Source organism: Microbispora corallina (assembly GCF_016863035.1).
Classification (GTDB): Bacteria; Actinomycetota; Actinomycetes; order Streptosporangiales; family Streptosporangiaceae; genus Microbispora; species Microbispora corallina.
Genome location: NZ_BOOC01000032.1, coordinates 58,124 through 72,430 on the forward strand (window position 1 = coordinate 58,124; position 14,307 = coordinate 72,430).

At 73.3% G+C, this 14,307-nt stretch carries 13 protein-coding genes; 7 read left to right on the forward strand and 6 right to left on the reverse strand.

Annotated elements, in window-relative coordinates; all coding sequences use genetic code 11:
* Positions 1-6: 6 nt before the first annotated feature.
* The 5 genes from Mco01_RS28135 to Mco01_RS39910 all read right to left on the reverse strand — a co-directional run bounded on the left by Mco01_RS28135 (position 7) and on the right by Mco01_RS39910 (position 4,813).
* Entirely contained in the window at positions 7-765 is a 759-nt protein-coding gene (locus Mco01_RS28135) for a CDP-alcohol phosphatidyltransferase family protein (protein WP_204059879.1), read from the reverse strand.
* Positions 743-1,783 carry an iron-containing alcohol dehydrogenase family protein gene (locus Mco01_RS28140; protein ID WP_204059965.1) on the reverse strand — a complete coding sequence of 347 codons (1,041 nt, stop codon included), beginning with the start codon at positions 1,781-1,783 and terminating at the stop codon, positions 743-745. Before Mco01_RS28140 ends, Mco01_RS28135 begins: the two co-directional genes overlap by 23 nt.
* Before the next feature lie 58 nt (positions 1,784-1,841).
* The gene (locus tag Mco01_RS28145; RefSeq protein WP_204059880.1) at positions 1,842-2,573 is read right to left on the reverse strand and encodes a phosphocholine cytidylyltransferase family protein; all 732 of its coding nucleotides are present in this window, start codon (positions 2,571-2,573) and stop codon (positions 1,842-1,844) included.
* A gap of 93 nt (positions 2,574-2,666) precedes the next feature.
* A complete protein-coding gene (locus Mco01_RS39905) occupies positions 2,667-3,290 on the reverse strand; it encodes a DUF5941 domain-containing protein (RefSeq protein WP_204059881.1) in 624 nt (207 codons plus the stop codon).
* Complete coding sequence (locus Mco01_RS39910) at positions 3,287-4,813, reverse strand: CDP-alcohol phosphatidyltransferase family protein (protein WP_275410590.1); 1,527 nt, start codon at positions 4,811-4,813, stop codon at positions 3,287-3,289. Before Mco01_RS39910 ends, Mco01_RS39905 begins: the two co-directional genes overlap by 4 nt.
* Positions 4,814-4,976: 163 nt before the next feature.
* Here Mco01_RS39910 and Mco01_RS28160 point away from each other — a divergent pair, with 163 nt between their 5' ends.
* Together Mco01_RS28160 and Mco01_RS28165 are read left to right on the forward strand one after the other, a co-directional pair.
* On the forward strand, positions 4,977-6,383 hold the full coding sequence (locus Mco01_RS28160) for a bifunctional cytidylyltransferase/SDR family oxidoreductase (protein ID WP_204059883.1): 1,407 nt from the start codon (positions 4,977-4,979) through the stop codon (positions 6,381-6,383).
* Between the two features lie 44 nt (positions 6,384-6,427).
* Positions 6,428-8,215 (forward strand): CDP-glycerol glycerophosphotransferase family protein, encoded by a 1,788-nt coding sequence (locus Mco01_RS28165; protein WP_204059884.1) that lies wholly within the window; start codon positions 6,428-6,430, stop codon positions 8,213-8,215.
* Between the two features lie 31 nt (positions 8,216-8,246).
* On the opposite strand, the gene Mco01_RS28170 is transcribed toward Mco01_RS28165, so the two are convergent.
* A complete protein-coding gene (locus Mco01_RS28170) occupies positions 8,247-9,305 on the reverse strand; it encodes a glycosyltransferase family 2 protein (protein WP_204059885.1) in 1,059 nt (352 codons plus the stop codon).
* Positions 9,306-9,357: 52 nt separating this feature from the next.
* On the opposite strand from Mco01_RS28170, the gene Mco01_RS28175 reads away from it, so the two are divergent.
* The 5 genes from Mco01_RS28175 (at position 9,358) to Mco01_RS28195 (ending at position 14,188) form a co-directional block, all read left to right on the forward strand.
* Positions 9,358-10,869 (forward strand): LCP family protein, encoded by a 1,512-nt coding sequence (locus Mco01_RS28175; protein WP_204059886.1) that lies wholly within the window; start codon positions 9,358-9,360, stop codon positions 10,867-10,869.
* A gap of 140 nt (positions 10,870-11,009) precedes the next feature.
* The gene (locus tag Mco01_RS28180) at positions 11,010-11,378 is read left to right on the forward strand and encodes a group I truncated hemoglobin (protein WP_204059887.1); all 369 of its coding nucleotides are present in this window, start codon (positions 11,010-11,012) and stop codon (positions 11,376-11,378) included.
* 387 nt (positions 11,379-11,765) lie between these two features.
* Positions 11,766-12,356: a hypothetical protein gene (locus Mco01_RS28185; RefSeq protein ID WP_204059888.1), complete on the forward strand. Its 591-nt coding sequence runs from the start codon at positions 11,766-11,768 to the stop codon at positions 12,354-12,356.
* A 24-nt stretch (positions 12,357-12,380) separates the two neighbouring features.
* Positions 12,381-12,992: an FMN-binding negative transcriptional regulator gene (locus Mco01_RS28190; RefSeq protein WP_204059889.1), complete on the forward strand. Its 612-nt coding sequence runs from the start codon at positions 12,381-12,383 to the stop codon at positions 12,990-12,992.
* A 62-nt stretch (positions 12,993-13,054) separates the two neighbouring features.
* Entirely contained in the window at positions 13,055-14,188 is a 1,134-nt protein-coding gene (locus Mco01_RS28195) for a TIGR03118 family protein (RefSeq protein ID WP_204059890.1), read from the forward strand.
* Positions 14,189-14,307 lie beyond the last annotated feature (119 nt).

Here is a 14,307-nt window from a genome sequence, read left to right on the forward strand (position 1 = left end):
GTACGGTCATGAGAGCCGCCGGGACGCCAGGATGCTCACCAGGTGCAGGAGGAGCTGGACGACCGCGACGATCGCGCACGCGACCACCAGGACGCGCGTGGCGGGGAACCACAGGTCGAGGACGGCCGCGACCACCACGATCAGCGACAGCTCGACGGCCTGGATCAGCCGGTGGAAGCGCAGCGCGCCGACGACCCGGCGGGCGAGCGCGACCCGGCTTGAGGTGAACTGCCCGGCCGACGCCTCGGTGGCGGCGACCAGCCCCGAGCGGGCGCGGGCCACGTCGACCAGGTCGGTCTCCGACTTGATCAGGATGGCGCCGAGGGCCGCGGCGAAGCCGAGGACGGTGTACCAGTCGGGCAGCACCGCGGACGCACGGAAGCCCAGCCCGATGAGCAGCGCCGCCTCGGCGAAGTAGTGCCCGACCCGGTCGAGGTAGACGCCCGTGATCGAGGTGCGGCCGGTCCAGCGGGCCAGCTCGCCGTCCGAGCAGTCGAGCAGCAGGTAGACCTGGATGAGCAGGGCCGCGGCGACGGCCGCCGCGATCCCCGGCAGGGCGAGGACCGCCCCCGCCCCGATCCCGCAGAGGATCATCAGGCCGGTGACCTGGTTGGGGCTGATGGGCGTCTTGGCCAGCAGCCAGGTGGCGTAGATGGACAGCCGCCGCATGTACAGCAGGCCGGCCCAGTGCTCGCCGCTGCGGCGGTCCATGGTGGTCTGCGGCTGCGCGACCGCGCGGAGTTCAGCGACCGACGGCGCCGACATAGTCCTCAACCTTCGCCCTGACCTCGGACTCCGACAGCCGGAGGTGCTCAAGGATGGTGTAGCGGCCGGGACGCGTGCTCGGGGCGAGCATCACGGCCTCGGTGAACTGCTCGGCCGTGAGGCCGACGTCGCCCGGGACCACCGGCAGGCCGTGCCGCCGCAGGCAGCCGGCGATCTCGTCGAGGCGCCGGGCGTCCCGACGGAGGAAGAAGCAGAACGCGGCGCCGATCCCGGCGAGCTCGCCGTGATTGGACGTTCCGGGGAAAAGCTGGTCCACGGCATGAAGGATCTCATGATCGCCGCCACTCGCCGGACGGCTTGACCCAGCGATGACCATCGAAAGCCCCGAAAGGATCAGCGACTCGGCCAGAACGGTCAGGAAGGCGTCCGACTCGATCGAGTCGCGACGTCCCAGGACGGCCTCGGCGGCCGTGCGGGCCATCGAGACGGCCAGCCCGTCGATCGGCTCGCCCCGCTCCACCGCGCCGAGCTGCCAGTCGTCGATGGCCGACAGGTTGCTGATCACGTCGCCGATCCCGGCCCGTACGAGCGAGGGCGGCGCGTCGTGGACGAACTCCAGGTCGACCATGATGGCCAGCGGCATCGGCACGCCGAACGACCCCTTGCCGCCCTCGTAGACGAGCGAGGCGACCGGCGAGCAGATGCCGTCGTGGGAGAGGTTCGTGGCGACGGCGACCATGGGGATTCCGGCCAGGGAGGCGGCGTACTTGGTCGCGTCGATCGTCCTGCCGCCGCCGACCCCGATCACCGCCTCGTAGTTGCCCTTGCGCAGGTCGGCGCCGAGCGAGACGGCCGCGTCGACCGTGCCGTCGGGCACCCGGAAGACCTTGGCCTCGCCCAGCGAGGGGGCGATGACCTCGGCGATGCGGTCGCCCTGGCCGACGCCGACCGCGACCGCGACCCGGCCCGACGTGGCCACGCGGCTGTCGGCGAGCAGCGAACCGAGCTGCGCGATGGCGCCCCGCCGGACCTCCATCGTGAGGGGGGCGGGGAGCATCCTTGCCAGAATCGGCATCAGACCTCCTCAGGCGCAGGCCGGCGGGCCGGCGGCGTGATCAGTAGCGGCATGCGATCTCACGGGCCCTCGCGAGGTCGTCGTGGTTGTCCACCTCGACCCACTCGACCTTGCCGATCGGCGCGACCGCGATCTTCTCGCCACGGGCGACCATCTCCTGGTAGCCGTCCTCGTAGTAGAGCTGCGGGTCGCGCTCGAACGTCGCCTTGAGGGCGTCGGCCAGCCGCTCGGCCGCGCCGGGACGGATGAGGGTGGCGCCGATGTACTCGCCGTACGCCTCGGCGGGGTCCATGAGCTTGGTGATCCGCCGGAGGTGGCCGTCCTCGAGCGTGACCTTCATCTCCTCGTCGGCGAGCGACTTCACGTCGTCGACGGCGAGGAGGACGTCGGCCGCGTCGGCCGACGACAGCAGGGTGCGCTCGACCGACACGGGGTGGACCGTGTCGCCGTTCACGAGCAGCGCGCCCTGCTCGAAGTAGTCGCGGGCGCACCAGAGCGAGTAGGCGTTGTTCCACTCCTCGGCCTTGTCGTTGTGGACCAGCGTCAGGCGGACGCCGTGGCGGCGCTCCAGGTCGGCCTGGCGGTCGCGCACGGCCTGCGCCTGGTAGCCCACGACGACGACCACGTCGCGGAGGTCGACCTCGGCGAGGTTGCGCAGGGCGATGTCGAGGATCGTGGTCTCACCGTCGACGGGCACCAGCGCCTTCGGCAGCGTGTCGGTGTACGGCCGCAGGCGACGTCCGGCTCCGGCGGCCAGCACCATTCCGAGCAATTTCCCGCACTCCTTGAGGTCGAGCGTCAGACAGTAACCTCAAAGGTTAGTTGGGTTCTGGCCCATCTTGGGTAATCCGGTGTTGGTCTGGCGTTAATCCTGCGCGGCCGCGTCGATCACCTCGCCCGCCGCGCGGGGCGCGGCCAGCCAGCAGGTGAGGCTCTCCCAGCCGAACAGCCCCCACAGGTAGGCCGCGAGCAGGACGAACACCGCGGGCACCAGGCCCAGCAGGCCGCCGATGGCGACGACCAGCATGCGACCGTCCCAGCCGAGCCCGGCGGCGGCGAGCCACGGCGGCGGGTAGACGTGCTGGCGGATCCGGTAGACGGTGTCGTAGTGGTGGAAGGCCATCGCCCCGAGGAGGGCGATGATCAGCACGGGCCACACCGAGCGGGCGAAGCCCACGGCCGCGATGAAGCCGTACTCCGTGATCCGCAGGATCGGCGGCACGAGCCAGTCGAGACGGCCGTCGTGCCGGTGGGAGCTGCCCGCCCCGGCGAGCAACAGGACCACGGCAGGGCCGAACACCGCGAAGTCGTCGGCGCCCGCCACGCCCAGCAGGAGCAGGATCCCGGTCACGAACGCCCCGGCGAGCGCCGGGGGCAGCGGGGGGATCTGCCCGGCGACCAGCAGGCCCATGCCCTTGGAGAGCGTCCCGTCGTCGCGGTAGGCGACGACCACGCTGCGCGGGACCGGGGTCATGTGCACGGAGATCACGCGAAGGACCTCGCGATCCGGCCGGCGGCCGTGTAGACGAGGGCGACGAGGCCCCAGGACAGCAGCGCGACGAACGTCACCCGCGCGTCGAACAGGGCCGCCGTGACGGCGATGAGCGCCATCCGCTCCCCGATCGGCAGGACGATCGTCTTCTTCACCCAGTAGGCGGCGCCCCGGTCGAGCCGCCGGGACAGGGCGAGGACGGCGCCGGCGCCGGAGCCCCCGCCGGACGCCGGCGCGGACGCCGCGTCCCAGGGGACGCCCAGCGGGCGGGGCGGGCCGGTGGCCGCGGCCGTGGCGCGGGCCTCGGCCACCTGGCCGGCGTAGGAGAAGTCGACCATGTGCCGGATCGTCTGCAGCAGCATCGTCGCCACCGCGAGGGGCCACACGTCGTGCGGGCCGGCCGCCGCGGCCCCGGCCGCCAGCCCGGCGTAGACCACGTACTCCTTGAGCCGGTCGCACATGGCGTCGAGCCACCCGCCGAGCTGCGAGAACGCGCGGGTGTACCGGGCGAGCTGGCCGTCCACGCAGTCGAGCACGAACGACAGGTAGAGCGCGGCCGCCCCCACCAGCATCGCGGGCCGGTGGCCGTCGGAGAACCAGATGGCCGCGATGGCCGCCAGGCCCACCGAGACGCCGGTGACCGCGTTGGGCGTGAGGTTCAGCCGGGCGGCCAGCCGGACGACGTGGCGCGACCACGAGCTGACGCAGAAGGTCGCGAACAGGCCGTCGCCGGTCTTGATGGCCGCGTCGAGCCGCGCCTCGGGCTCGTCCACCCGGGCGAGCTCGGCCACGGCCTCCTCCGCCGCGGCCTGCCCGGCGACGCGCGAGCAGTGCAGGGAGCGCAGCGAGACGGCGTGGACCGGTACCCCGGCGCGCACGAGCCCGGTGAGCAGCAGGTCGGTCACCTCGGCGTCGCTCACCCGGCCGAGCCGGCGGCGCTGGGCCAGGTCGGCCAGCTCCTCGGCGACGTCGGCGAAGCCCGCGAGGTGGGCCTCCCCCACCTGCAGGACGCCGCGGAACGTGCCGTTGGGCCACTCGACCTCGTGGAAGGAGTTGCCGGCCGACACCACGCGCCCCCACTCGGTGCGTACGGGCGGGCGGAGCGGGGAGGGGTCGCCGTTGCCGACGACGGCGCCGGTGGGCCGCGAGGGGTGCTCCAGCAGCCCGGCCAGGGCCTCGGTGTGCGCCACGACGTCGGCCGCGAGGACGGCGACGGGCGAGGTGGCCGCCCTGGCCACCTTGGCGACGATCCGCAGGTCCTCGGCGAGGCCGTCGCTGGTGGCGGCCAGATGCCGCATGCCGTCCACGGTGGGGAGCCCGGGGGCGCGGCCGGGAGGGCCGTCGGGCCAGGCGCCGTACCCGCCCGGGGAGGCGTCGCCGCGCGTCACCACGTGCACCTCCCGGACGGGGAGCGTGACGAGCTGGGCGGTGAGGCGCTCCAGGAGCGTGCCGCCGGCGCACGGCAGTCCCGCGGCGGGCGAGGTCGCGAGGACCACCGCCACCGTGTCGGTTTCCCGCACTGTTTCGTGCACTGTGCCGGGCTTGCTCGGATCCGCCCCCATGAAAAACCCGCTTCACGTCGACCACGCGGTGCTCACCTCGCAAAGTAATCGAGTGATCACTAGGTGGCAATCACCTTCACCGGCTCCCCACACGGGTATGGTCTGACGCGGGGAGGAGATCATGATCGCGGAATCGCGTCTGCGCAGGGTAGGGGTGGTGCTCGCCGGCGGGGTCGGCCAGCGGGTCGGCCTCAACACGCCGAAGCAGCTGCTGAAGATCGCCGGGAAGACGATCCTGGAGCACACGATCGACGTGTTCGACGGGCATCCGGAGATCGACGAGGTGATCGTGCTGATGGTGCCCGGCTTCGTCGCCGAGGCCGAGGAGCTGGTGCGCCGCAACGGCTACGCCAAGGTCAGCCAGATCATCGAGGGGGGCGCGACCCGCACGGAGACCACCTGGCGCGCGCTGCGGGCCCTGGGCGACCGGGAGTGCGACGTGCTCCTCCACGACGCCGTGCGGCCGCTGGTCGAGCCCCGGGTCATCAGCGAGTGCGTCGCCGCGCTCGACCGGTACGAGGCCGTCGAGGTGGCGATCCCGTCGTCCGACACGATCGTGGTGGCGGCCCCCGGGCCGCGTGGCGACATCATCAGGGACATCCCCGACCGCTCGCGGCTGCGGCGCGGGCAGACCCCGCAGTGCTTCCGGCTGTCGGTGATCCGGGCGGCGTACGAGCGGGCCTTCGCCGACCCCGGGTTCGCCTCGCTGCCCACGACCGACGACTGCGGCGTCGTGCTGCGCTACCTGCCCGACGTGCCGATCTACATCGTGCCGGGCAGCGAGCAGAACATGAAGGTCACCCACCCCGTCGACGTGTACATCGCCGACAAGCTCTTCCAGCTCGGCGCGAGCGCCGCGCCCGCGCTCGACGACGAGGGATACCGCGCCGGGCTCGCGGGCCGTACGCTCGTGGTCTTCGGCGGCAGCTACGGCATCGGGGCCGACGTCGTCGCGCTGGCCGCGCGCCACGGCGCGAGCGTCCACCCGTTCTCCCGCAGCCAGAACGGGGTGCGCGTGGAGGACGTGGCCGCGGTCGAGGACGCGCTCGCCCGCGTGTACGCCGAGACCGGCCGGATCGACTATGTCGTCAACACGGCGGCCGTGCTGCACATGGGCAAGCTCGGCGAGGCCGGGCACCACACGATCGAGGAGACGATCGGGGTCAACTACCTCGGCCCGGTCAACATCGCCCGCGCGTCCATCAAGTACCTCATCGAGACCCGCGGCCACCTGCTGCTGTACACCTCCTCGTCGTACACGCGCGGCCGCGCCGACTACAGCCTCTACTCCTCCACCAAGGCGGCCGTCGTCAACCTCACCCAGGCCCTCGCGGACGAGTGGGCCTGCCACGGGGTGCGCGTCAACTGCGTGAACCCCGAGCGCACCGCGACCCCCATGCGGCTGCGCGCCTTCGGCGACGAGCCCGCCGCGACGCTGCTGTCCCCCTCGGCCGTCGCCCGTACCAGCCTGGACGTCCTGCTGTCCCGCCTCACGGGGCAGGTCGTGGACGTCCGGCTGACCCGCTGACCGAACGATCGCGCGGCCGGGGGCCGCGACACATGGGGGGAACGATGAGGGGGCGAAAAGGCCTGCTCACCGCACTGCTGCTCGCGTCGTGCGCGGCTCTGCTCGCGGCCGCGCTGTGGCCCGCGCCGTGGGCCTTCGCGGTCCTCGTGCCGCTGTCGTACGCCGGGGAGGCGGCGCTGCCCGGGAGGGCGGCCGACGCGCTCGGCAGGGCGCACCTGAGCGCCACCGTGCGGTTCATGACACGGGAGACGGCCGCGGTCCTGCTGCTGGCGCGGTCGGCGCCCGGGCGTCCCTGGGCGTACGCGCTGCTGGCGGCCGGGCTGTTCGCGTTCCATCTCGGGCGGGCGGCGCAGACGTGGCTCGCCCTGTTCCTCGACCGCTGCCACAACCAGCGGCCGGTGACCACCCGCAACCTCGACCTGCCGTCGCTGCGGATCCCGCCCGCGCCGCCGAGGGCGCTGCTCGTCTGGCGGGGCACCCGGCTGCTCTACCTCGACGTGCTGCCGGTCGGGCTCGCCGCGTCCGGCGCCCTGGCCGGGTGGGGGTGGGCCGGGGCCGCCGGCGCCGGGGCCGCCCTGGCGGCCGAGGGCGCGGCCGTGCTCGCGCTGCTGGTCCACGCCCGGCGCGCCGCCCACCTGCGCGACCGGAGCCGGGTGCTCGCGGCCGTGGACGACGAGGTCCGCGCCTACCGGCCGGAGGTGCTGCTCTACTTCTCCGGCCCGGCGAGCGCCGTCTACCAGGCCACGATGTGGCTGCCGACGATGGAGCGGCTCTCGCTGCGGTCGCTGGTGGTGCTGCGCGAGCGGTCGCTGCTGAACGCGCTGGGGCCGACCACGCTGCCGGTGGTGTGCGTCCCCGCCTCGGTGGACCTGATGAACTTCCGCGGCCTCGACTCCGCCAGGGTCGCGCTGTTCCCCGCCAACGTCGGCAACAACATCCACATGCTGCGGATGCCGGGCGTGCGGAGCGTGTTCATCGGGCACGGCGACAGCGACAAGGAGGCGTCGTTCAACCCGTACACGAAGGTGTACGACGAGGTGTGGGTGGCCGGGCCGGCGGGCCGGGACCGCTATCTGCGGGCCGACGTCGGCGTGCGGGACGACGCCGTCGTGGAGGTGGGCCGTCCCCAGCTCGCCGCCGTCCTGCGGACCAGCCCGCACGCCGAGGGGGCCGTGCCGTACCGGACCGTGCTGTACGCGCCGACGTGGGAGGGCTGGACGGACGACCTGTTCCACAGCTCGATCCAGGCCATGGGCCCCGCGCTCGTGCGCGCGCTGCTGGACCGGGGGGCGCGGGTCGTCTACAAGCCCCATCCGCTGACCGGGCACCGGTCGCCCCGCGCCCGCGCCGCCCACCGGGAGATCGTGGCGCTGCTGGAGGCCGCGGAGGGCTCGTCCCTCCCGCACCTGGCCGTGACGGGGGGCGAGCCCGGCCTGTACGACTGCTTCAACGAGGCCGACCTGCTCGTCGCCGACATCAGCAGCGTGGTCTCCGACTTCGTGGCGAGCGGCAAGCCGTACGCCGTGACGAACGTGGCGGGGCTGCCGGCCGGGGAGTTCCGGGAGCGCTACCCGGCCGCCGGGGCGGCGTACCTCCTCGGCCCGGACCTCGGCGAGCTGCCGGACGTGCTGCGGCGGCTCGCCGGCGGCGAGGACCCGATGGCCGCCGCCCGTCGCGCGCTGCGCGCCTACCTCCTGGGCGCCGACCATCCCGACCCGGTGGCGCGGTTCGAGGAGGAGGTCAGGCGGGCCTGCATCCGGTCGGCCGCCCGGCTGGAGCGACTGGAGGCCGCCCGCCGGCCCGAGTCGCTCGCCCTGCCGGGCCGCGACTGAGCCGGCCGGGCCGGTCGTGCGGGTGGCGGTGTCAGTCCTCGAAGAAGTCCTGGAGCCGGGCCCGTTCCGGCTCCGGCTGCTGCTTGCTCAGCTTCGGCGGGCTGGTCAGGAACCCGGTGCCCCACGAGAGGTGCATCGTGGCGTACACCAGCGGCAGCCGGGCCAGCGCGGCGGGCGGCAGGCCGCGGCCGGTGAGCACCGAGCCGGCCAGGATCGCCGCGACGTAGGCGCCGGGGATCAGCAGGCCGGGCCAGAAGAACGGCGACGCGACCAGGCCGGCCGCCATGGCGGCCACGGCCGTCGGCGGGGCGAGGTAGCGCAGGTTGATGGTGCCCTGGTGGGTGCGGGAGACGACCCGCCGCCAGCGGCCGTAGTGGAAGTACTGCTTGGCCAGCGCCCGGACGTTGGGCCGGGGCCGGTAGGAGACCCGCATGCGCGGCTGGAACCACACCAGGCCGCCGGTCTCCCGGATGCGGTGGTTCATCTCCCAGTCCTGCGCGCGCTGGAAGTGCTCGTCGTAGCCGCCCACCCGGTCGAGTGCCGACCTGCGGAACACGCCGAGGTAGACGGTGTCGGCCGGGCCGGGCTGCCCGCCCGTGTGGAACCGGGCGTTGCCCACGCCGATCTTCGACGTCATCGCCGCGGCCACGGCCTGCTCGAACGGGGTGACCCCCTCGGCGGCCATGATGCCGCCGACGTTGTCGGCCCCGGTCTCCTCCAGCGTCTCGACGGCCGTGCGGAGGTAGTCGGCCGGCAGCATCGCGTGCCCGTCGACGCGGGCCACGATGGGGTTGCGGGAGGCGGCGATGGCCGCGTTCAGCCCGTTGGGGGTGCGGCCGGTCGGGTTGGCCACGACCGTGACGCGGGGGTCCTCGGCGGCGATCGCGTCGGCCACCTCCTGCGTGCGGTCGTGCGACGGGCCGACGCTGATGACGAGTTCGAGGGGGCCCTCGTAGTCCTGGTCGAGGACCTGCCGCACGGCGTCGCGCAGGTGCCGCTCCTCGTTGAGCACCGGCATGATCACCGAGACCGGCGGCCATTCGCGCGTTGGCGCCGGCCGCGTGTGGCGCGAGTCGGGAAAGGGCTTCATGGCGCGCTCACGCTACTGTACGGAGGGGTGGAGACGGCAACCGGAGGACGGAATGCCTGGGGACCATGATGAGGACTCCGCCGTCCGCGTTGGGGGCGACGGCTACGGCGGAGTGAGGATCGCGGCCAGGCGCGCCCGACGAAAGCGGACGAACGTCAGATCTCTGATCATCTCCGGCTCCCTGTCGGGCGTCGTGCTGGCCGGATCCGCCGTCCTGTGGATGGTGCCCAACTACGCCGCCAGCCAGATCAAGGCGGTCGACGCCGGCACCAGCCAGAACACGTCGCAGGGTGCGATGAACATCCTGCTCGTCGGCGTGGACAAGCGCGACGACCTGTCCCGGCGGCAGCAGAACCAACTCCACCTCGGCCGCGAGGTCGGCGAGCGCAGCGACACCATGATGGTGATCCACCTGTCGCGCGACCACCGCAAGGTCACCGTCGTCAGCATCCCCAGGGACACCTGGACGACGATCCCCGGCAAGGGCGAACACAAGATCAACTCGGCGTACCAGTTCGGCGGGCCGAAGCTCGCCGTACGGACCGTGGAGCAGCTCACCGGGCTGCCGATCAACCACTACGTCGAGGTGAACGTGCTCGGCTTCATCGACGTGGTGCAGTCGCTCGGCGGCGTCACCGTCTGCACGCCGGTCGCCATCGACGACCCGAAGACGAAGCTGACCCTCCAGCCCGGGACGTACACCCTGGACGGCGTCCGGGCGCTCGCCTACGCCCGCACGCGGGCCACCGCCCGGTCCGACCTCGACCGCATCGACCGCCAGCAGCAGGTCATCTCCGCGCTGCTGAACAAGGCGCTGAGCGGCGGCACGCTGGCCAACCCGGCCAAGCTGGGCGCGTTCGTCAGCTCGACGCTGAAGACGCTCACGGTCGACAACGCGCTCGCCCAGGACCTGCTCGGCCTGGCCGGCCAGCTCAGGGACGTCTCGACCGACGACGTGTCGTTCGCGACCGTCCCGCTGGCCGACGTGAACTACAAGGCGCCGACCGGCGAGTCCGCCGTGCTCTGGGACAAGGCCGGGGCCCGCACGCTGTTCCAGCGGATCGACGCCGACCAGCCGCTCGTCGCCCCCTCGCCGAAGGCCTCGGCCTCGGAGTCCCCCTCCGCCGGCGCCTCGGCGGCTCCCTCCGCGTCGCCGTCCCCGACCTCGACCGCGCTGACGATCCCGCCGCAGCGGATCTCCCTGCGGGTGCTGAACGGCACGCTGATCAAGGGGCTGGGCGCCAGGACCAAGGCGGCGCTCGTCGCGGACGGGTTCATGGTGCCGGCCGCGCCCGGCGACACCGTCCAGCGTGACTTCGCCACCACCGTGATCCGCTACCCGCCCGGCCGGGAGGACTCGGCCCGGACGGTGGCCGCCGCGATCCCGGGCGCCAAGCTCCGGGAGCAGCCGGACGTGTCCGGCATCGAGGTGGTCGTCGGGCAGAGCGCCCACGACGTGTCGAAGGTGACGGTGGCCACCGCGACCCCGGGCGCCGCCGCCGGCGCGCCGACCCCGCTGCCCACGGCGCGGACGGCCACGCAGAACATCTGCCGCGCGCACTGACCCGTGCCGGATGTTTCCGCCACGTCAACCGCGTGATGCGCCGATCACCAACTCATTCGCGCCTCTTCATCGAGGTGGAACGGCGCCCGGTGATCCTCCTGTTCAGCACACCGTGTCGTACGGCAGGCGGGAGGAACGGGATGACGTCCATCTTCGACCGGATCGGCGGCGCCGAGGCGGTGAACGCGACGGTGGAGGAGTTCTACGCGCGCGTGGTGAGCGACCCCTCGCTGCGGGAGTACTTCGCGGACGTCGACATGAGGAGGCTCAAGGCGCACCAGCGCAGCTTCGTCGCCGCCGCGCTCGGGGGGCCGCAGGAGTACCGCGGGAAGTCGATGGGCGAGGCCCACGCCGGCCTGGGCGTCACGGCGGCGCACTTCGACCTGGTCGTCGGCCATCTGGCGGCTGCCCTGGCTGCGTGCGGCGTCGCGGACGACACGATCGCGGCGATCGCGTCGGCCCTGGCCCCGCTCAAGGCGCAGATCGTGGACAGCGCCGCGGCCGCCTGACGGACCTTCCCGACGACCGCCTCCGGCCTCGTAGGGGTACGGGAAAAGCGACAAAGGGTATGAAAAGTGACGTCTCACCAAAGGGGAGGCGTCATGACCGTCCATGTCGCGCGCTCGCCGGCGGAGACCCTCGGGGGGCTGCCGACGCAGGTCCGGCCCCGGGTGGACAGGGCGGACGTGGTGGTCCCCGAGGGCTTCAGGTGCTCGGCGGCCCGCGCGGCGTGGCGTACCGGGACGGCGCGATCTACGTCAGCGTCAAGGGCGGCTACCACACGCACATCGACCGGTACGACCTGGCGACGGGCGAGCGGACGGTCGTCGTCCACGGGCTGCCGAACGGCGGCTGGCACGAGCCCGGCGGCCCGCTGTTCGGCCCCGGACGGCCTCGTGTACTTCGCCCAGGGCTCGGCGTCGCAGAACGGCGTGTGCCTGCCGCAGGGGTTCACGGTCGACCTGGCCAAGCACCCGAAGGCGTGCGACGTCCCGGGGCAGGACGTCACGCTCACCGGCAACGACGTGTGGAGCCGCGACCCGGAGCGGCTCATCGAGGACCCGCCGCCGATGGCGGGCCCGCCCGTGTACCTGGCCCGCCCGCACTCCTGCCTGACGAAGACGGAGAGCGTCGTCCTGGTCGAGCTGGACGAGGAGTACTGGGCCGGCCGGCTGGACAAGGTCGCCGCCTGGCTCGGCAACGTGGCCCTGACCCAGTCCACGTTCCGGCGGCTGGCCGAGTCGGCCGTGGACGCCGTCGAGGAGCCGCACATACGGGCGTTTGACGGGCAGGAGCTGCCGGAGCGGGTCCAGCAGGCCCTGGGCGCGCCTTCGCCACGGCCGAGCAGCTCGGACTGGCGCTCGGCCTCAACCACCTGGCCGAGGCCGTTTCCCGATCGTGCGCGAGAAGGAGACGCACCAGCTGCTCATCCAGGAGTTCGTCCTGCAGATGGCCACCAGGCCATCCTGTACGAGGGCGGCGTCTGACGCCCCGCGCCGTACGGTGGACGCATGCTGATCCACCCCTGGGACGCCGCCGGCGAGGACGAGGCCGCGGCGTTCCTCCGCGCCAACGAGTTCGGCCACCTCGTCGCCTCCGGCCGGGACCGGGACGTGCCCGTCGTCGTCCCGACCCAGTTCCTGCTCGCGGACCCGTCCACGATCCTGCTGCACCTGGCCCGTCCCAACCCGATCTGGGCCGCCGTCGAGGAGAACCCCACGGTGGTGATGGCCGTCGCCGGGGACTGGGCGTACGTCGAGGGGGCGTGGAAGGCCCTTCCGGGCACGGACGAGGACCCCCGGCTCGGGATCCCCACGACGTACTACGCGGCGGTGCAGGCGGTCTGCCGCGCCGAGATCGTCGACGACCCCGCCGGGAAGCTGGAGATCCTGCGCGCCCAGCTCGGCCGCCTCGACCGCGGGCTCGCCGACCCGGCCGGGCACCAACGGCGGCTGCCCGGCATCCGCGGCCTGCGGCTGGCGGTGCAACGCGTGGACGGCAAGTTCAAGTACGGCGGGAACGTGGACGAGGCCCACCGCAGGCACGTCGCGGACCGGCTCGCCGAGAGGGGCGCGCCCGGCGACGCCGCCGCCCGCGGGCACCTGCTCCGGCGGCTCGGCTGAACCGTTCCGGCCCGGCGTCCGTTTCTGTTTCGTAAGCTCCCCCGAGCGACCCGGGAGGCCTGATGAGGATCAGGCAGATCACCCTGTGCGCCGCCGCACTCGTCGTGGGCGCCACGACGACCCTGCCGGCGCACGCCGCCTCCGTCCCCGCCGCCACCGCGACGACCACCCGCTTCCAGGAGATCGACCTGGTCGCGGACGTCGCCGGCCGGGCGGCCCGCACCGATCCGAAGCTCGTCAACCCCTGGGGCATCGCCGTGGGCCCGCGTGTCTGGGTCTCCGACGCCGACGCCGGCGTCGCCACGGTGTACTCCGGCGGCGGCACGGCCGGGCCCGTCGTCAAGGAGCCGCTCACCGTCGCGGTGCCCGGCGGCCCCACGGGCCAGGTGTTCAACTCCGGCCCGCACTTCGTCGTCCACGGCCCCAAGGGGTCGGGGCCGGCCGCCTTCGTCTTCGCCACCGAGTCCGGCACGATCCAGGGCTGGAACCTCAAGGCCGATCCGGCGCACGCGGTCGTGGCCGCCAAGGTACGCAGGGCGAGCTTCAAGGGCCTCGCCCTGCTCCAGGCCCGCGGGGGACCGTTCCTGCTGGCGGCCGACTTCTTCCACGGCAGGATCGTCGTCTTCGACGGGCGGTTCCACCGGGTCTCCCTCCCCCACGCGTTCCGCGACCCGTCCCTGCCCCGCGGCTACGCGCCGTTCAACGTCGCCGTCGTGGGCGGCACGGTCTACGTCACGTACGCGCGGCAGAACGCCCACCACGACGAGGAGGTCGCCGGGCCCGGCAAGGGCTTCGTCAGCCGCTTCACCGCGTCGGGCGCCTTCCGGGGACGGCTCGCCGCCCGCGGGCCGCTGAACGCCCCCTGGGCCGTGACGGCCGCCCCCGCGAGCTTCGGCACGTACGCCGGGGCCCTGCTCGTCGGCAACTTCGGCGACGGCACGATCAACGCGTTCACCCGGAACGGCCGCTTCCTCGGCCCGCTGCGCACCCCGGAGGGGAAGCCGATCCGGATCGACGGGCTCTGGGGGCTCGCCCCCGGCACCGCGGCCAACGGCGGCGCGAACGCCCTGTGGTTCGCCGCCGGCACCGACGACGAGAAGCACGGCCTCCTCGGCCTCATCCGCCCGACCCCGCGCAAACCCGGGACCGGCGGCGACGACGGCGGCCACATCACCTATCCCCCGCCCCGCTACTGATGCCTGTGACGGGCCCCGCCGGGCCCGTCACAGCCCGGGGATCACGATTGCGTCACCGGGGTACGCGACCACCTGAGGCGACCGCATGCTTGCGTCATGAGCGGCGGTTCGAGGCCCCT